The following is an 18,394-nucleotide window of genomic DNA, read 5'->3' as shown; positions in this document are numbered from 1 at the left end:
CGGCAATTTTATCAGGTCTCACAGTATGACTCTATCTTGGCTTCAATATTACGATCTTCGAACCGCCCAAGAGAAATTGTTTTGGCCGGACATTCAGCGACACAGATCCCGCACCCCTGGCAAAGTGCCGGATTAATCTCCGCGCTGTGTTCATCGTTGATAAAAGGCACACCATAAGGACATGCCCGTACACAGGTCAGACAAACAGCACAGTTTGTCGGATCCACCCATGAAACCACGCCGGACATTTTCAGGCTGTCCCTGGAAAGAATGGTCGCCACTCTGGCAACAGCGGCCTGTGCCTGGGCGATAGCCTCCGAAGAGCTCTTGGGTCCGTGGACGGTACCTGCCATAAACAATCCCTCTCCCGGCAGATCAACCGGACGCAGCTTGGCATGCGCCTCAATAAAAAAACCGCTGTCGCTGCGGGGAACCCTGAGCATGGATGCCAGTTCCTCGGTATCCCTGGGTACCATTCCGGTGGAGAGAACCAGAAAGTCCGCCTGCAGCTTCACACCCATCCTGATGGACGGATCGATCAGCCTCACTTCGACTCCGCTCTCTTCAGCCTTGATTTCAGGGAGATTGTTCTCTGGATCGTAGCGAATGAAATTCACTCCTGCCATTCGCGCTCGACGATATTCTTCCTCACCAATACCGTAACAACGCATATCCCTGTATAGGATATCGACTCTTGCCTGGGGATATTTTTCAACAAAACGCAGACTGTTTTTTACTGCCTGGTTACAGCATACTCTCGAACAGTAGGGTAGATATTCTTCATCCCTGGAACCGGCACATTGCAGCATGACGATTTTTTTCTTTTGCCAGTCTTCTCCGCTCTCTTCCAGCCGCCTCTCAAAATCTGCCTGGGTCATGACAGTTTCCACACTGTCAAGCCCATGAAGTTCAGGTCGAAATTCCTCAGCTCCGGTGGCCACCAGAATGGCGCCATGCTGAACGGTCCGTGTCGCTCCGGATGGTGTCATGATCTCCGTCTCAAATGAACCGACAAACCCGGACTGTTCAACCACCTCACTGGAGGTAAAGATCCTGATTCGTTCATCGGCCTCGAGGGCCGCTTTCAGCTCATCCAGATAATCCGCAAACAACCGCCCATCGCCTGTGCGCCGCAGGTTGAGGAGATGTCCACCCAGCTCGGCACTTCTCTCCACCAGCCAGACCCCGAAACCCTGCCGGGCCGCCTCAAGGGCCGCAGTCATACCGGCAATGCCGCCACCGACAATGAGCAGACGGTCATCCACATCAAATTCCATTTCCTCCAGTGCTTTTCCTGCGGCCGCGTTTGCCACCGCCATACGGGTAAGTCTTTTTGATTTTTCCGTGGCCAGTTCGGGTTCCAGGGGATGTACCCAGCTGCACTGGTCACGGATATTGGCCATTTCAAAGAAATATTTATTGATACCCGCCGCCTGCAGGGTGGATTGAAAAAGAGGTTCATGGGTTGTAGGTGAACAGGCTGAAGTAACCACCCGATTCAGACGATGTTCCCGGATAATATCCTTCATCCGCTCCTGGGAATCCTGGGAGCAGGTATAAAGAGGTTTGTCCACGTAAACCACTCCCGGCAGAGTGGAAGCATATTCCATTACCGCCTCCACATCCACCACCGACGCGATATTAGTACCGCAGTGGCAGATAAAGACACCGATACGCAGCTCTTCTCCATCCTCAACCTTACGCTCCTCCGGCAGAACCTCGGCAGTAATAAGACTACCCCTGGCCTCTGCCAGATCCGCGGAAGCCGCTTCAGCCGCGGCGGACGCTTCGGAGACGGTTTCGGGAATATCCTTGGGACCGTTAATAGCCCCGCTCACAAAAATTCCCGGTCTTGAGGTAGCAAGGGGACTGTAGTGATCCGTCACGGCAAAACCGTAGCGATCCAGCTCTATTTCCAGCCTGTCCGCAAGCGATTTGGTCGATTTCGCGACCTGCAGGCCAACCGAGAGAACCACCATGTCAAAGGTCTCGCTCTGCCTCTTTCCGGACTCATCCACATAGCGCAACTCAAGGTCGCCAGTCACCGGATCTTCAAAAACCCTGCTGACCATAGCCCGGACGAAACGGACATTGTGATCCTTCACCCTGGTCACATAGTCGTCAAAATTTTTGCCGAAGGAGCGCATGTCGATATAAAATATCGTCGGCTCGATATTGGAATCATGCTCTCTGGCAATAAACGCCTCCTTGGTTGCGTACATGCAACAGACGGAGGAGCAGTAATCGCGATCACAGGAATGGTCTCTGGAGCCGACACACTGGATCCAGGCGATCTTTTTGGGATGTCTGCCGTCTCCCGGCCGCAGAACAGCTCCCGAAGTCGGTCCGGAGGCGGACAGAAGACGCTCAAACTCAATTGAGGTCACCACATTCTTATACATTCCATAACCGAACTCTCCCCGCCTCTCAGCATCAAAGACCTCAATACCCGGAGAGAAGATAACTGATCCGATATGAATCTCCGTTTCCTTTTCCACATGGTCGTAATGGATTGCGCCAACACCACAGATGGACTGACAGGTACCGCAGGCGCCGCTGTTCAACCTGACACAGCTTGACTCATCAATAGTGGGAACCCTGGGTACGGCCTGGGGATAGTGGATATTTACCGGTTTTCGGCCATCCAGCCCCTCGTTGAACAGATTCAACAGTGGCCGCGGCTTTCTGCCCGCAACCGCATCAATTTCAAGAAAATCAACGGGACAAACCGAGACACAGGCACCGCAAACCTGACAGAGATCAGCCCGAACCTCGATACCTTCCTCCACCATTTTAAGGGCACCGATCCCCATGACTTTTTTACAGGTGATGACACAGAGTCCGCAGCGGATACAATGATTTTTTTCCTCGCCGTTCAGTTCCTTGGTTATGGCCAGGGAACGCTCATGGACAGCCGCGCCGACAGATTTCTCCAGTTCAGGTGCATTGCTTACCGTGATTGCCTGAAATTTGTCGGGACAGGCCGAAAAACAGGCACCGCAGCCGGTACACTTATCCTGAATAATTTCCGCCTTCTCCTTTTTCCGCCAGATTATCGCCCCATGGAGACAGGCACGAAAACAAAGACCACAGGCGGAACACGTATCGTTATCAACGGTGAAGGTCCACTTCAGTGAAGAAGACGGGCGGGGTATCTCCGCACCCTGGACAAGGCGCTTTTCCTTCGCCCGTTTCTCCTTTGGTCCGTCATCCTTTTTTTTCGGAAAATATGACTGATGGGTTACGGGACAGACAAGCTCGCACAAGCCACAACCGGTACAGGCTTCAACATCCACATAACGGGCATGACTGACTACTGTAGCTGTAAAACTTCCCGGCTCCCCTGAAAAATCTCTCACCTCGCTATGGGTGAACAACTCAATATTTTTATGACGCCCAACCTCCACCAGCTTGGGAGAGACGATACACATGGAGCAGTCATTGGTGGGAAAAGTTTTGTCAAGCTGAGCCATTTTACCGCCGATGGCGGGAGAACTCTCAACAAGGTAAACCTTGATACCCGCATTGGCCAGATCCAGGGCCGACTGCATCCCGCTGATACCGCCGCCGATGACCATAACCGCCCCTGTTTTGGGGGAAGTATTATTTTCAGGAGTGTTCACATTTGTCGTCATGGGGAATCCTCCACGGGTAACTGTTCGGAAAAACAGGCAGTAAGCGGATCTGGAGAAACAAGATGAACCTTCTGCTGTTTCTTCGGATACTCTCCGGAAAGGGCCGCCATTATCAATTCAGTCCCGAAAAATACCGGCAGCTCATTGCCTGTTCCCAGGTCAAGCTGTCGACTCTCCACATTAGCCTGACACATGGGACAGTCTGTCACCATAGCCGTGGCCCCTCCCCGACGGGCACTGTCCGCGATATCGCTCACCAGTTTTCTCGCAATATCGGGCCGGGCCATGGTCAGGCTGCCGGAACAGCATTCGGTACGATGGGACCATTTGACAGCTGTGGCTCCAACAGCTTCAACAATTTTCTCCAGATTGACCGGCATCTCCCAGTTTTCAGCCCCGGTAACATGGGGGTGACGCAGGGAAAGACAACCGTAATAACAGGCAACCTGCAATCCATCCAGGGGCCTTGTTACCTTTTCCCTGATTCGTTCCAGGGTGTCCGGTGCAGCCAGAAAAGAACTGATATGAATAATTTTGATATCCGGTGCGTATTCCGACAGATCCCAATATTCCGGTCGTGTCCGCATCTCAATGTCCGCCGCACGCAGTCGCTGAAAACAGGCGGCACAAGGTACGAGGATATCGTGTCCCGCTTCTGCTGCCAGCATCATGTTGCGCATGGGCAAACGTATCCCCACCTCATGGTCTGTCATATGGGCAGACGAGGCTCCACAGCAATTCCAGTCAAAAATATCAACCAGCTCAATATCAAGTCGACTGCAGAGTTCCCTTACCGACTGATCGTAGTCAAGTGCCGTTCCTTCAAGGGAACAGCCTGGATAATATGAGAGTTTCATCTGTCATACTCCTTTCCCTTGCCGGAAAATATCTGCCTGATTTCAGATTTTCCCTCGATTGAATGGGGAGTCAGCTTCAGTTTTCCCTTTAAAAACATGTTCAGACCGAGCTTCATATCACCAAAAAGGTCTCCCGAACTCAGTTTATACCCGCCGATCATACCGATCTCATAGGCCCGTCCCCATTTACTGATGGATTTCAGAAAAGATTTATGAAAAATCGGCACCCGGGGTTCAGCCGGTTTTATACCTTTTCTCAGGGCAATTTCCCGAATCACATCCATCAGTCCCGCAATTTCAATGTCGTTGGGGCATCGGGTGGCACATGTCTCGCATGCGGCACAGAGCCAGATTGTATGACAGTTAAGCAAAGGCTCCTCCATACCATATGAGGCAAGCCTGACCACTTCCATAACATTGAGATCAAAAAACTCACCAACGGGACACCCTGCGGAGCAACGCCCGCACTGGAAGCAGGCCTGGACGTCAATCCCTCTCCTGCCGAGTTTTTCGAGAAATTTCCTGTTCCGATCCTCCGGGCAAATGATGGTATCAGTCATTGTTTTCTCCAGTCAGTGTGTCCATGACAACGGGAAAGCGAAGAATAAAGGTCGTTCCGGACTCCGGTGAAGAATTGACCCGGATACTCCCTTTATGTTCCTTGACAATAGCGTAGGAAACAGAGAGTCCCAGTCCGGTTCCTTCCCCCGTGGCCTTTGTGGTAAAAAATGGATCAAATATTTTCTCCAGCAGATCATCGGGAATTCCCGGCCCTGAATCGCTGATCCTGATTTCGTTGATATCATGATTGGCCCTGCACCTGCTGAGAATATGCAGTTTCCCGTTACCTTCCATGGCCTGGGCACCATTGACGATGATATTCATCACTACCTGATTCAGGCGAATGGAGTTGCCATAAATGGCGGGAAGGTTTTCTTCCAGCTCCATAATGACTTCAATATTATGAAAAATCGGCTGGTGCTGCAGCACTGTGATGGTCTTATGTATCACATCGTTCAGAGCCACCGGATTCATCTCGTAGTTTGTCTGATGGGAAAATTCCAGCAGATCAGCGACAATGACTTTGCAGCGCTCCGCTTCGCGGATGATGGTCTGAAGATCCTCATTCAGGTGATGATCATCTCCCAGTTCTTCCTGGATCAGGTTGGCATAGAGCATGATTCCGGACATGGGGTTGTTGATCTCATGGGCTACGCCGGCCGCCAGACGGCCCAATCCTGCCATTTTCTCCGACTGCATCAGCATATTATGGGTCTGCTCGAGATCTTCCTCTATCTGTTTAAGCGCGCGAAGATCAGTAAACAGGCCGAAGGTGGCAATTTCCTGATCCTGGTCGTAAATGATTCCGCCGGAAAAGGAAACCGGGATATCATGACCATCCTTGTGTTTTACCGCCAGTTTATGGCGAAGCAGTCGCCCTTTTCCCCCGCAATCATCACTGCGCATTCGTTTAATCAGTTCATAAGCGCCCCTTCCCGGTACAGACCGGTCACATGCAACTGCAGGCTTGTCTGTTCATCGTAACCGAGCAGTTCCTGGGCTCCCTTGTTGAAGAGCATGATATTACCCTTCATATCCGCGGCAATAATACCGTCCACCGAAGAATCAATGAGATTATGGAAAAAGGCGTTTCTGCGGCGCAGCTCCCCTTCCAGTTTTTTCTGCTGTGTAATATCAATAAGATAAAGCAGATAATAATCAGGGGATGCCGGAGGATAAACGATTACCGCATCAAGGATGGATCGTTCACCGTTTTCCGTCACCTCCATTTCGTGCCGTATTTTTTTGAACTTCCCGGGTGGAGCGGCAAACGCTTCGAGGATGACGTTGAGAAGAGTACGATTATTCTGACCGAGAACTTCCTGCAGCGTCAATCCTTCAAACGCCTTGTCAGGAATGTCAAGAAATCGTCTTGCAGCAGGATTCGCATGAACTATCCGATGGTTCAGGCCAATCACAACTACCCCGTTGGGAGTCTCTTCCAGAATTGTATAGAGATAGTGATACGGTCCCAGTTTCCGGGCAATTTCTTCTTCCGGCCTGTCTGCTGTTGATTGAACGGAAAGCGTTTCCACTGAGATTACCGACCGATTAGATCAAGAAATTCCGGTAATCTTTCCCTCCAGCCTATAGCAAGCAACACCACACCGTCACCGAAAGCGGATAACTCTGCAAGGAAATCAGCCGCCACCTGCATCCCCGCATCCTTCTTGACCGGTGCCTGCATCATTTTTTTGAGAAATTCCTGGGGAATTGAAGGAACCCCAGGCAGGTTATTGAGATACCTGATCATAGTTACGGATTTTAAAAACATCAGGGAAGAAAAGAGCTTAATCCCCGTTTTTTCCGCAAAAGGAACAAACTGTTCGATCACATTCAGGTCATAGGTGGGACCAAGGGTGACAGATCTTACACCGTAGTCTTCCAGCCGCATGAAAAACTCCGCCCGCTCCCGGTTATAATTCACATCATCTGAAAGCTCCATGCAGACACCAATTTCAAAATCTGTGGCGCCGTCCAGTTCTTCCCCCGCCAAGTCCCTGCCCCCGTTCAGAGCCGTTACACACTGCAGCATGGTAATCAGGTCGAGGTCGCCACTGGTTCTGGCAACAGGCTGATCACCCTCAGCCGGGTCATGCCCTTCCTTGATCACAATCTTATTAATGCCCATTGCTGCCGCCGTCAGCAGATCCGCCTGAAACGATATCCTGTTACGATCCCTGCCACTGATAACCATGATCGGGTCAATCTCTCTGTCAATAAGGGCCAGGCATGGCGCAAGGGGGACATACGCATGATCGCGTGCTCACTGTCCGTAACCCTGACAGCATCGACACGTCCCCTCACTTTCAAGGCCGAATCAAGAAAGCTATTCAGATTTGCACCTTTGGGAGGATCGATTTCAGCTATAAGAATATGGTTGTCTGCGGAATTGGGGTTTTGATGTGCTGCGGTCATTGAACCTCCTGTAAGATGATAATGAGATATTATTCTTAGGGGAGTGTACTGATACGCATTGATGAGATTCTCGGTTACCGGTAACGATACGTCGAAATCCCCCAGGCCTGAACATCAATTTTATTTAACAAACAATTCAATATATTTTCAAGACAAAAATACTTTTGCAGGCAGGATCAATCGGAGAAAAGAGAAGAGGAGTCAAGTTGTTACCGGTTGCATGTTTTATTTCACATTGAATCCGGTTGCTGGGGGAGATTCACGGATACTTAAAAACTCCTTTCCTGCACCCCCTCGGGAATTTTCATGGCTTCGGAGAAGTACTTCTTAAACATAACCTGGTATGTTCCATTTTTCTTTAACAGTTTCAAGATGTTGTTAAAACGGGGGATAATGCTCACGTACTCTGAATTTTTTCGGATCAACAGGCAGAAAGGTATTTCGACAAGTGAGTTCCGACTCACCACGATTTTTTTTAACTTTTCACTGTAGTGCACCTTGTTATTGATCCGCTCAACAATATCTGCCATGCCGGGATAATAACCCAGGATATAGGCATCTACGCGGCCATTGGCCAGCATGTTCAGGGCTGAGGTATACGTCGGGGCCCATTCAATATTCAAATCTTTAAAATGTTCTTCGGCCCAGCCCGAACCGATTGTTTCAACAATCTTAAATGGTTTTAATCCTTCAATGGAATCAACCGCCATAATTTCTCTGATTCTCGGATTATCCTTTCTGGTAAAGACTCTTTCACTGTTTATAAACAGGGGCTCAGTTGCAATAAACAGTTTAGTTCGTGTTTTCGTAAGGGTCGTGACCATCCCGTCGCCAATCCCTTCTTCCACGTATTTCTGTGCTCTTTTCCATGGATAGACCTCACATTGCAGAGGCACATCCATACGTCTGAAAACCTCTACCATGAGATCCTTGTAAAAACCTGCTGGTTTCCCATCAACCGTCTTATAGATGAAAGGGTTGTAGTCTTCGTCATCCATCCATTTAAAAGGCCTTTTCTGACCGGCGGCTATCACTCCGGACTGGAAAACAAAGGCCAGAAGAATGAGCCCGAAAAACATCATAAAAAAATATTTTGAGTCCTTTTTCATTTTAATACCTTTCTCATAATATATCCAATTCACTGGATAAACCGTAGAGTTCCCCCTTTTCTATCCGACCAAACAGGAAACTATTTCGAACTCTTTTTCGCATTCAAAAAATACCTCAATCAGCAATGGATCAAAGTGTTTTCCTTTTTCCTGACTGAGAATTTCACACGCCTCTGCATGGGAATACGCATCTTTATAGCATCGTTCACTTCTGAGGGCGTCATAGACATCGGCTACAGCCATTATTCGTCCGGAAAGTGGTATTTCCTCTCCTTTCAACCCCCTTGGATACCCTGATCCATCCCATTTTTCATGATGTGTCAAAACAATCTGAACAGCCAGTTTCAAAAAGGATTCAAACCCGAGCTTTTCATCGGCAATTTTCAGGACCCGGGCTCCATATTCACAATGTTTTTTCATGATTGTGAATTCATCGTCCGTCAACCGACCCTTTTTCTTCAAAATCGCATCCGGAACCCCAACCTTGCCAATATCATGCAACGGAGCAGCTTTGACCAGATCCTGTCTGTATTGAAGAGTAAGATAATCACTGTACTCAGGATGTTTCGAAAGTTTATCCACAAGAAGTTTTACATACTTCGATGTCCTCTCAATATGTTGCCCTGTTTCCAGATCACGCAATTCAGCCTGGTAAGCCAACGCAAAAATTGTTGTTGCCTCTGTCTGCTCCAGCTGTTGATTCTGTTTTGCCAGTTCCCTGTTCTGCAATTGAATTGAAGAAAGCATTTCCGACTGCTGAAAAAGTCCTACCGCGGCAAAAACCGCACCAAAGAAAAAGATTACTCCAATCAGTAAACTGCCTGTAAGTGAAATATCATTGAAGATGGCAAAAAAGACAAGACCGTATCCCACCAGAAAGAGAACAAGTAACCCCTGATGAGAACAGGAAAAAAAGATCAATCGAAAATCGGACCTGCCCAGGCACTCTCTGGAAGTCTGGATAATGGAGCGGCATTTCAACAGATTCACCGACATTATTACCGCACCAAAAGCAATGAGTATCAGTGTCATGCATTTATATGACAGCATACCTGACAATTGCCCTCCTCTCTCTAGACAGCTATTTTATTACATTCACTCACCATAAAAAATTCTATAAAATAGAGTTTCTTCCTGTCAAGTCGATATCTTTTCCGTCTTTTTATCACCATCCAGTCCATCACTTTTTTTGGTCATAAACCAGATCATGCAGGATGAACGAAATTTACAGTATATTTTTGGATCCCTGCAATGCATACACTCCTCACAAAAATAGATGTTCTGCTTCTGGCATAGATAATTTGTCTCTCGATCAGGGTGATTTACACATTTTCCCATTGCTGTTCCTCCGGGGTCACGCTTTAATACAGTCGCCCCTCTATTTTATTTTCCTGATTTTTTTTATAATAGAACGGAGAACCTTCTCCTGTTGCAGTCCAACCAACCGAAGGATCTCTTCACTGTCCTGATAAACTACACTTGTCGGTATAGTCTGAATAACGACGTCCGAGGCAATAGACGGAAATTTTTCCACGTCCACCAGGATAACCGGCATCAATCCCAAAAGATCTTTTTTTATTTTCCGTACATTCCTGCACTGCTCCCGGCAGGGTCGTGACCAGGATGCAGTAAACAGTACCAGCCGAAGACCTTTTTCTATTACCTTTTCAAATTCCTGCAGTGAGTTAATTTCAACCAACTGTGTCATTGCTGTTTTTCATCCGGCCTGAAAGTACATTTGGGAATTTTCATGAATCCGTGACAGCCTTTTCATTTCCCATGATTGGACCATAACGCTGACTACAGTTCTTTTATCAATTTCCATGCCAACTGCAGGTTTCTTCCGGTTTCTCCATATCTCACCAGAATTTCAGACATTGAATGTTCACGAATTCAGGATTGACATCGTATCATAAAAAAGGATACAACTCCAGGTAACGACAGTAACGTTACCATTAACAGCATAATACTCATCTGTCATGAACAAAAAAACACATGAAATATGGAATCGCAGGTTTGTCAATCAGATTATCGACTCCATGGCTGATGGTGTATTTACCATGGACAGTCGGGGTATTATTTCCTCCTGGAACGCTTCCATGGAGAAAATCAGCGGATACCCGGCCGAAGAGGCCCTGGGCAGAACCTGTGAAATCCTGCGGTGCAGCCGCTGTTTTGGGAAAAACTGCCCTGCGGACGTAAAAACCTGTAGAATCCTTGAGCTGCAACATTCTGAGGCCAAAGAATGTCTGCTGCAGCACAAAGACGGCCATGATGTTTCCGTGATCAAAAATGCAAGCGTCGTAAAAGATGAACAGGGAAAAATTCTTGGTATCGTTGAAACAGTGACGGATCTCACTGAACTGAACCTGGCCAGAAAACGTGCCGAAGAAGCGGCTCTGCGCCTTGGGGAGATTCACCGCCTGGATAATATCATTGCAAAAAGCCGGGTGATGCGTGACGTTTTCTCTGCCATTGAAGCAGCGGCAGCCAGTGATGCTACCGTCCTTATCCATGGTGAAAGCGGTACAGGCAAAGAACTGGTTGCGGGGGCCATTCACTACAACAGCACACGAAAAACACACCCTCTTGTAACTGTCAACTGTTCTGCTCTTTCAGAAACTCTGCTTGAAAGTGAACTTTTCGGCCACATCAAGGGAGCGTACACCGGAGCAGTCAGTGACCGGGTTGGACGTTTTGAAGAGGCTGAAGGCGGAACAGTCTTTCTCGACGAAATTGGAGAATTAAGCCCTTTTATACAGGTCAAACTGCTGCGTGTACTTCAGGAACGGGAAATAGAACGTGTTGGAGAATCCAGGAAGAGAAAAATCAATATCCGTATCGTTGCAGCCACTCACCAGGACCTCTATGCAAGAGTGAGGGAAGGTCATTTCCGGGAAGATCTCTACTACAGGCTCAAAGTTTTTCCCATCCTGCTTCCTCCTCTCAGGGAACGCAAGGAGGACATCCCCCTGTTGATCAGTCATTTTATCAAGGAATTCAACCGCAAAACCGGGAAACAGATCATGGACATTTCCCGCCGGGCCATGCGAATTTTTATGAATTACAACTGGCCGGGGAATATCAGGGAACTTGAAAACAGTATAGAACACGCCTTTGTTCTCTGTAAAAACGATAGAATCGAACCGGAGGACCTGCCCATCGAACTCCTCGAAACCATAAATAATTCACGGAAAACAACCCCTGGCAGGTTTTTTCAAACAGAGAAAGAAAAACTTACAAAGGACAGCTTGCTGAAATTACTTGATGACTGCAACTGGAATAAGGCAGAAGTGGCACGCAGGGTGGGACGCAGCAGAACCGCAATCTGGAAATATATGAAAAAATGGGATATTCCCCTGCAACGTCCCTGACCCTGCATTATCAACCGGCCAGTTTCACCGCCTCATCCGCGAGAAGCGTTTTAAAACGGTCAAGAGTAATGGTATAGGGAATGAGTGGAATTCCCATCCAGTCACCATAGTCAAGAAACTCTTCCGGATTTTCCGCCATCATTTTATCCATGTATCCTGTCCCGTCAAGGACAATGGCCCCACCCGTGTGCCGGGGAAAATTCTCATTGGCCACAGCCTTGTCCCAGCCTTTGAATACTTTCGAGCGGTATTTCACCCAGCCGGGCGTCATCCACCAGACCGGCTCTCCCCCGGCAACCTCCGCTGCAATCTTTTGCCGATCTTGTTCACTGACAAGCATATCCATACAATGTGTGGCCCCAATTCTACCAATCCCACTGCCCTGTTCGTCGATAATGGTTTCCATCAACCGTGTTGGTTCATCCACATTGACATAGCAGAATTTACCACCATATACGATTATGACTTTATCATGCTTTTCCCTTGCTTTTGCGATCCTGCTAACAAGCTGCCGTTCGAGTTCAAGAATATCCTGATGAAGGCCGGGGGTAGTATAGATTATCTCGGCAGCATTCAAAAACCCTTCATCCTGGAGAAAATTCAGTTCCAGGCTCATCGTCCCACAGGAAACGATTGCAATATCTTCAAAAGTTACTGACTCCATTGTATTCTCCTTGTTGCCGGGAATCCATGACAGTTTTATGTCTTCTATTAAATAATATATTGAAAATACAATTTAATTTATGGGTGCCTTATGATTTTCCATACTATGATATTGATGACACAGCTTCCAGAAGAACCTTTTTCAGCTCGGCAATATCATTTGCATCTGGGTGTCCTACAGCATCTGCCGCATCCTGAACCCAGGGAGGTTGTGGTTTTTTTGCCGCCGCTTTCTTCAGAAAATCAGGATTCACCTCTCCCTGGCAGTTAAATTCCCCAACAACGTCAGCACTGCCGGCCAACTCTCTTGCAGCAGCCATAGCGCCAGCGGCATGCACCGAATCTGCCGCGGCCCCATGGGTAGCCAGTAGAAAAATTTTACCAGTGGACTTTTCCAGGACTTTAGCTGAATTCGGGTCCGGTTTACCTCCCTGCAGCCAGAAGCAGATGACAACAAGATCATATCCTTCCTGGCTCGGGTTATCCATTGCCGGTTTCACAATTGTTTCGCCTGGCAGGAAATCACAGACTGCTTCGGCAAGTTTTCTTGTATTTCCTGTTTTACTTGAATAAATAATCAATGATTTCATAGTATTTCTCCCAGCTGTTAATCATCAAAATCCTTGCAACCGAAAACCCAAGGACATTCACCACTGTTTTCAACAAAAAACCAAAATTTCTTATTCAAATTCAGTGCCAGTAAAGTTTATAATAATATTTTCAATCTTTACAGATAGTTCCAAAAGACCCCCCAGTACTGCTTCCAATATCTTTATCATGGTAACGTTACTTCTCCCAACGTAACAGCCATCATAAACATCCAGACCTGTTTTAAATTAAAGACTTTAATTGTGTTCTTTATTTCCAGTTTGGCAAAAATTGCAAAGACTATTTATGTGCATATGCTCAGTATAAAAACTGACTCCTGACACGGATAAATCAGCAGTAGTTTTTGCCGGAGATTTGGCGAAGATTGTAAAAAACTACGGCGTTATCGTTTATGGGGTACCTTGAAAAATTTGACTTTTCTTCGAGGTCAGGGAACAGGAAAAATTCCATTTCCGGACAGGAACCATGTAAAGTACGCGCAGACTCCGGGACTTTGGACCTGACACAGCCAGAAATGATTAGAAATGCAGGCTATTCTCTGTCTTTTTTAATCATATTGTAAAGAATATTGGTGCCGGCATCAAGCACCGCTTTCACTCCCGCAACTTTACCGATATCTGCCATTCTCTCCAGGCAGGTCACGGCAACAAGGTAGAGCAGTTCACTGTTACTTTCATTTTTGATATAATATAGAATCTGTTTTTCCGACATATGTACCTCCATCAGTCGTATCCGGGTTTGTTTTTCTAAATCTCCGGAGAATTCAGCATATTGATAAAAAAGTAGAATAAGTTGTAAAAAAGATGTTGAAAAGAGTAAATAATCACCGTGTAAAAACAGTGAGATAAAGCATAAAAGCCTCTGTAATGTTGAAAAATTCTGCTCAAGGAAAATTCAAACATAACAAAGGCTTTTATTCATCACAAGAATATCAGGATCCTTGTCCGAAAACAACTGAAAAAACAATATCCAAACTGAAGCCGTCTGGGCAAGAAGACAAAAAAAACCGTCCGTAAGGTGCTGGCAGAGATTACCACTGAATATGACCAGCGACAATTATAATTCCTTTTGACGACAATTAAATTTCCCGGAAAATTGTGATCAGATTATTCATATTTCTCAAAGGAGGAATATGGATGGTCACAGATATTCAGGTGAGGAAATTGAAGAAATACTTAAGTCAAGGGAAGACGTTGGAAGTAGCAGCGGCTAGAGCCGGCATGGATGAGAAAACCGGTCGCAAGTATAGAGATAATGGCAAATTGCCAAGTGAGATCAGTGCGGAGCGAGTGAGGGAGTGGCGAACTCGTAAAGATCCTTTTGAAGGTATATGGCCAGAGGTTTTACAATTTCTGGAAACTAATGAAGGTTTGGAAGCCAAAACTCTTTTTACCCATTTTCAAAGGATTTATCCCGGTTCTTTTGGAGATGGCCAGCTCCGCACGTTTCAACGTCGAGTAAAAACCTGGCGTTGTACAGAAGGTCCAGGACGTGAAGTTTATTTTCCCCAGGTGCATGTGCCTGCACGGTTGAGTCAGTCTGATTTTACAGATATGTCCCAATTACAGATCAGTATTGGTGGTCAGCCTTTTGATCACCTGATCTACCATTTTGTGCTGACATATTCGAACTGGGAGACAGGAACGATCTGTTTTTCCGAGAGTTTCGAAAGCCTGAGCGAAGGATTACAGAAGAGTCTATGGAAACTTGGCGGAGTTCCAGAACAACATCAAACAGACAGGTTGTCAGCTGCGGTGAATAAACCGGATAACCCGGAAGAGTTTACCCGTGGCTACCAGGGGCTTTTGGCCCATTACAAATTGCAAGGCCGTAAAATAAATTCGTCAAGCCCCCACGAAAATGGTGACATTGAGCAGCGCCATCATCGTTTCAAGAAAGCCGTAGATCAGGCCCTGATGCTGCGAGGTAACCGGGATTTTACTACACGCAAGGAATATGAGTTATTTCTACAGAAGCTGTTTGCACAACTCAACTGCAACCGCCAGGAGCGCTTTCAAGAAGAACAGTCGATGTTGCGTCCACTGCCTTCGGGTAAGCTCGACACATGTACTCGTTTTGAAGTTCGAGTTGGTCCCAGCAGTACGATCAGAGTAAAGCTGATCTTGCCACAAAAAAGTGGAGTCACGGTTAAGCCGCTTTTCTATCGTCCCACCACTCCAACTCATATTGAGCAGGAGCCTTATATTCGTTTGTAGAATGTTTCCTTTGTCGGTTGTAGTAGACCTTGATGTAATGGAATAAGGTCTGCTCAGCCTCAGCCACATTGTGGAATGTGCAGTGATGAATCATTTGGGTTTTAATAGTATGGAAAAACGATTCAGCTACTGCGTTGTCCCAGCAGTTTCCCTTTCTGCTCATGCTTTGAACAAATCCTCGTTTCTGCAGCAATGCTCTGAAATCGCTACTTGCATATTGAACTCCACGATCACTATGAACCATTAATCCCTGGCCAGGGTGTCTCCTCAATATGGCCTTGTTTAGCGCCCTAATTGCAGAATGTCTTTCAAGGGAATCGCTGAGATCCCAACCCACAACTATTCGAGAAAACAGGTCTATGAAAACTGTGAGATAGTGCCATTTACTGCCTATCTTCAGATAGGTGATATCGGTAACCCACACCAAGTCGGGGGAGGACACGGTGAACTTGCGGTCCAACAGATTGGGAGCCACTGGCTCAGTGTGCTTTGAATCCGTGGTAACAACAAACTTTTTTACAGTTCGGCATTTCAAACCCATTTCCTTCATCATACGAGCTACACGCTGTCGGCTTACATTTGAAAACTCAGGTTGATCGTGAAGATCAGCAGTGATAATCGGACTCCCGACCATGCCGTTGTGTTGCTCAAACAGCTCTTGTATACGTTTTTTCAAATGGTCCTTTTCTATCTGCCTCGTAGAGATAGGGGCCTTGATCCAGCGATAATAACCGCTCGGGGAGACATTGAATACATGGCACATCTTCTTCACCTGAAATGATGAGCGATTTTCCTTGATGAACTTAAATATCATTTCGGTGTCCTGCTGAAGATGGCCATGGCTTTTTTTAATATATCCCGCTCCATCTCGGCATCCCTGAGCCTCTTTTCGAGATCTCTTACTTTTTGATCCTGAGGTGTCAGGGACTCTCTGCCATTCCCTGAAAAAGAATAGTTTTCTCTGGCTCTGTATTCTCTTCTCCATCGGTAAAGCAAATCTCTTGAGATACCAAGGTTGTCAGCTATTTCAGTTACTGCCTTCCCAGGTTCTTCTGACAATAGAACCGCATTGCGTTTAAAATCTGGATCGTATTTTCTTCTCTGTTGAACACTCATATTTTTCCTCCTGCCATATTTGTAACAATGTAAGCGCTAATTAAACCGCACTGATCCCTGGAAGAGGAAGCATTGCCTTTGCAGAAACAACAGTTGGAAGCAGTTCTCTATAATCATCTTCGCTTTGGGCCAGGGGAAGCTTTTCAAAGAGAAAGCGAAGATATTTGTATACGTCAAGATTATTCACTTTGGCTGTCTCGATAAGCGAGTACATGGCAGCACTTGCTTTTGCCCCGTCTGGTGTTCCTGAAAACAGCCAGTTCTACCTACCTACAACAAAGGGGCGGATGGCATTTTCTGCCAGATTGTTATCGGGTGTGGCGTCTCCCACCTCTATATAAGCCTCGAGTCTTTCCCACTGCCTCAGACAATAGGAGATCGCTTTTCCAAGAAGGCTCTGAGGGGTTGTGTTAAGAGATCTTTTTGCCAGCCATTTTTTAAAGTCTCTCAGGATAGGAACTGCATGTGTTTTGCGATATTCAACCAACTCTTTTTTTACCAGGCCGTTTCTGTTTGCATCTTTCTCAACCTTATAAAGGTTTCTTATGAACCTGAGCGCAATAGTTGTGCTGCCAGGCTTTGCTTTCTTGGGCCTGGCCCTGTCTGCCTCGACAAATTTCCTTCTGGCATGAGCCCAGCAGCCGAGATGGACAACTTCATCCTGGGTGTCAAGAAAATTATATCCCTTATACCCATCGGTCTGTACTGCGCCGGAATAGTTCTTCAGCATCGCAGCTGCAACATCCCCGGAACGACTAGGATGATACTCGTAGAGCAGGACAGGTGAAGAAGATACACCTCCACGATAAACCCACATATACGATTTCGTTGTTGGAGAACGGCCAGGCTCAGCCAGGACCTGAACCGTGGTCTCATCGGCATTGATCAGAGGTCCTGAAAGAAGATCTTTTTTCAGCAGTTCAAGAAGAGGTGAACATTGCCGGGCAGCTTTCATGGCCCAGCTGCACATGGTCGCCCGATTCAGATCGACCCCAAGGCGGGTAAACTGTTTCTCCTGACGATAAAACGGCAGAGCATCTTCAAACTTGGCACAGAGAATGTGGGCAAGCAGTCCACCACTTGCAATCCCTTTGGGTATAATCTGCCGCGGAACAGGTGCTATCTTGACGGTCGCTCCATCATCTTCTATGCCTTCACATGATCTGCAACTGTACTTTGGTCTGATATGTTTGATTACACGAATGATAGCAGGGATGATATCGAGCTTTTCACAAACTTCCTCGCCAATTCTGACCAGATGAGAACCACATTGGCAAGTCTTTTCCTCATCAGCTATGTCGTGAACCACCTCTATACGTGGCAGCTCCTCAGGCAGCGGCCTTCTCCCTTTCTTCTTCCTTGAATGAGCAGGTATCTCAACGTGTTCTTCAGACTCTTTCTCAATATCATCGGGCTCCGGCATGTCAAAAAGAGGTAACTGCGGACTTTTGCCGCGGAATACTTCACTTTTGGGGCCGAAAAACTTTGCATAAACAAGTCGCAGCTCTTCGTGTAAAATATCGATTTGCTGCTGTAGAGCATCCTGCTTTTTCTGGTTTTTCAGTTCCAGCGCAACGATGATTTTCTTGAGTTCGGAAGGGTCATCCGGCAATGTAGAACTATCTGAAATCATGAGAAAAACACTACCATAAACAGCAATAAAAATCAACCTTTTTCCCTTAAGGAAACAGTGATTAATGGTGTGTTTTTTCAGCCTGTTTTATTATTGAGAGTGGCCAAAATAAATGATGGAAAATAGAGTTAAAATGTGCAAGATAAGTGATGGAAAGGTAAGGAACCCCCTCACGTATCGCGCAAATACCCCGAGAGGGTTCC

Annotated in this window: 16 protein-coding genes and 2 pseudogenes; 2 read left to right on the top strand and 16 right to left on the bottom strand. The window is 46.9% G+C overall.

The window, feature by feature from the left end; all coding sequences use genetic code 11:
- Positions 1-11: 11 nt before the first annotated feature.
- The 10 genes from LO777_RS19360 to LO777_RS19315 all read right to left on the bottom strand — a co-directional run bounded on the left by LO777_RS19360 (position 12) and on the right by LO777_RS19315 (position 10,288).
- The gene (locus tag LO777_RS19360) at positions 12-3,635 is read right to left on the bottom strand and encodes a 4Fe-4S binding protein (RefSeq protein ID WP_228855456.1); all 3,624 of its coding nucleotides are present in this window, start codon (positions 3,633-3,635) and stop codon (positions 12-14) included.
- Entirely contained in the window at positions 3,632-4,492 is an 861-nt protein-coding gene (locus LO777_RS19355; protein ID WP_228855455.1) for a CoB--CoM heterodisulfide reductase iron-sulfur subunit B family protein, read from the bottom strand. Before LO777_RS19355 ends, LO777_RS19360 begins: the two co-directional genes overlap by 4 nt.
- A complete protein-coding gene (locus LO777_RS19350) occupies positions 4,489-5,052 on the bottom strand; it encodes a 4Fe-4S dicluster domain-containing protein (RefSeq protein WP_228855454.1) in 564 nt (187 codons plus the stop codon). Before LO777_RS19350 ends, LO777_RS19355 begins: the two co-directional genes overlap by 4 nt.
- Entirely contained in the window at positions 5,045-5,959 is a 915-nt protein-coding gene (locus LO777_RS19345) for a sensor histidine kinase (RefSeq protein WP_228855453.1), read from the bottom strand. The genes LO777_RS19350 and LO777_RS19345 overlap by 8 nt, the downstream gene beginning before the upstream one ends.
- Before the next feature lie 8 nt (positions 5,960-5,967).
- Positions 5,968-6,588 (bottom strand): PAS domain-containing protein, encoded by a 621-nt coding sequence (locus tag LO777_RS19340; protein ID WP_228855452.1) that lies wholly within the window; start codon positions 6,586-6,588, stop codon positions 5,968-5,970.
- Positions 6,589-6,593: 5 nt separating this feature from the next.
- A complete protein-coding gene (locus tag LO777_RS19335; RefSeq protein WP_228855451.1) occupies positions 6,594-7,250 on the bottom strand; it encodes a hypothetical protein in 657 nt (218 codons plus the stop codon).
- On the bottom strand, positions 7,196-7,471 hold the full coding sequence (locus LO777_RS19330; protein ID WP_228855450.1) for a hypothetical protein: 276 nt from the start codon (positions 7,469-7,471) through the stop codon (positions 7,196-7,198). Before LO777_RS19330 ends, LO777_RS19335 begins: the two co-directional genes overlap by 55 nt.
- A gap of 269 nt (positions 7,472-7,740) precedes the next feature.
- A complete protein-coding gene (locus LO777_RS19325; RefSeq protein ID WP_228855449.1) occupies positions 7,741-8,580 on the bottom strand; it encodes a substrate-binding periplasmic protein in 840 nt (279 codons plus the stop codon).
- 60 nt (positions 8,581-8,640) lie between these two features.
- Entirely contained in the window at positions 8,641-9,630 is a 990-nt protein-coding gene (locus LO777_RS19320; protein ID WP_228855448.1) for an HD-GYP domain-containing protein, read from the bottom strand.
- 328 nt (positions 9,631-9,958) lie between these two features.
- Positions 9,959-10,288, bottom strand: a complete 330-nt coding sequence (locus LO777_RS19315) for a thioredoxin family protein (RefSeq protein ID WP_228855447.1) — start codon at positions 10,286-10,288, stop codon at positions 9,959-9,961.
- Positions 10,289-10,559: 271 nt separating this feature from the next.
- Between LO777_RS19315 and LO777_RS19310 the strand changes: the two genes are divergently transcribed.
- Entirely contained in the window at positions 10,560-11,954 is a 1,395-nt protein-coding gene (locus tag LO777_RS19310; protein WP_228855446.1) for a sigma-54 interaction domain-containing protein, read from the top strand.
- A gap of 10 nt (positions 11,955-11,964) precedes the next feature.
- On the opposite strand, the gene LO777_RS19305 is transcribed toward LO777_RS19310, so the two are convergent.
- From LO777_RS19305 to LO777_RS19295, 3 genes are all read right to left on the bottom strand, one after another.
- Entirely contained in the window at positions 11,965-12,618 is a 654-nt protein-coding gene (locus LO777_RS19305; RefSeq protein ID WP_228855445.1) for a DUF1638 domain-containing protein, read from the bottom strand.
- Between the two features lie 103 nt (positions 12,619-12,721).
- Positions 12,722-13,207 carry a flavodoxin family protein gene (locus LO777_RS19300; protein WP_228855444.1) on the bottom strand — a complete coding sequence of 162 codons (486 nt, stop codon included), beginning with the start codon at positions 13,205-13,207 and terminating at the stop codon, positions 12,722-12,724.
- A 550-nt stretch (positions 13,208-13,757) separates the two neighbouring features.
- Positions 13,758-13,937, bottom strand: coding sequence for a hypothetical protein (locus tag LO777_RS19295; RefSeq protein ID WP_228855443.1), 180 nt, complete (start codon positions 13,935-13,937; stop codon positions 13,758-13,760).
- 425 nt (positions 13,938-14,362) lie between these two features.
- Between LO777_RS19295 and istA the strand changes: the two are divergent.
- Positions 14,363-15,340: pseudogene (gene istA, locus LO777_RS19290) on the top strand (IS21 family transposase); the annotation flags it as partial.
- A 34-nt stretch (positions 15,341-15,374) separates the two neighbouring features.
- Here the strand turns inward: istA and LO777_RS19285 are convergent.
- The 3 genes and pseudogenes from LO777_RS19285 to tnpC form a co-directional block, all read right to left on the bottom strand.
- Positions 15,375-16,295: an IS3 family transposase gene (locus LO777_RS19285; protein WP_407929171.1), complete on the bottom strand. Its 921-nt coding sequence runs from the start codon at positions 16,293-16,295 to the stop codon at positions 15,375-15,377.
- A complete protein-coding gene (locus LO777_RS21335) occupies positions 16,253-16,558 on the bottom strand; it encodes a transposase (RefSeq protein WP_407929087.1) in 306 nt (101 codons plus the stop codon). Before LO777_RS21335 ends, LO777_RS19285 begins: the two co-directional genes overlap by 43 nt.
- A gap of 40 nt (positions 16,559-16,598) precedes the next feature.
- A pseudogene (gene tnpC, locus LO777_RS19275) lies at positions 16,599-18,191 on the bottom strand (IS66 family transposase).
- Between the last annotated feature and the right edge of the window lie 203 nt (positions 18,192-18,394).

It is taken from the genome of Desulfomarina profundi, assembly GCF_019703855.1.
Lineage (GTDB): Bacteria > Desulfobacterota > Desulfobulbia > Desulfobulbales > Desulfocapsaceae > Desulfomarina > Desulfomarina profundi.
Note: the sequence above shows the minus strand (reverse complement) of the source record. Positions and strands in the feature narration are given on the sequence as shown.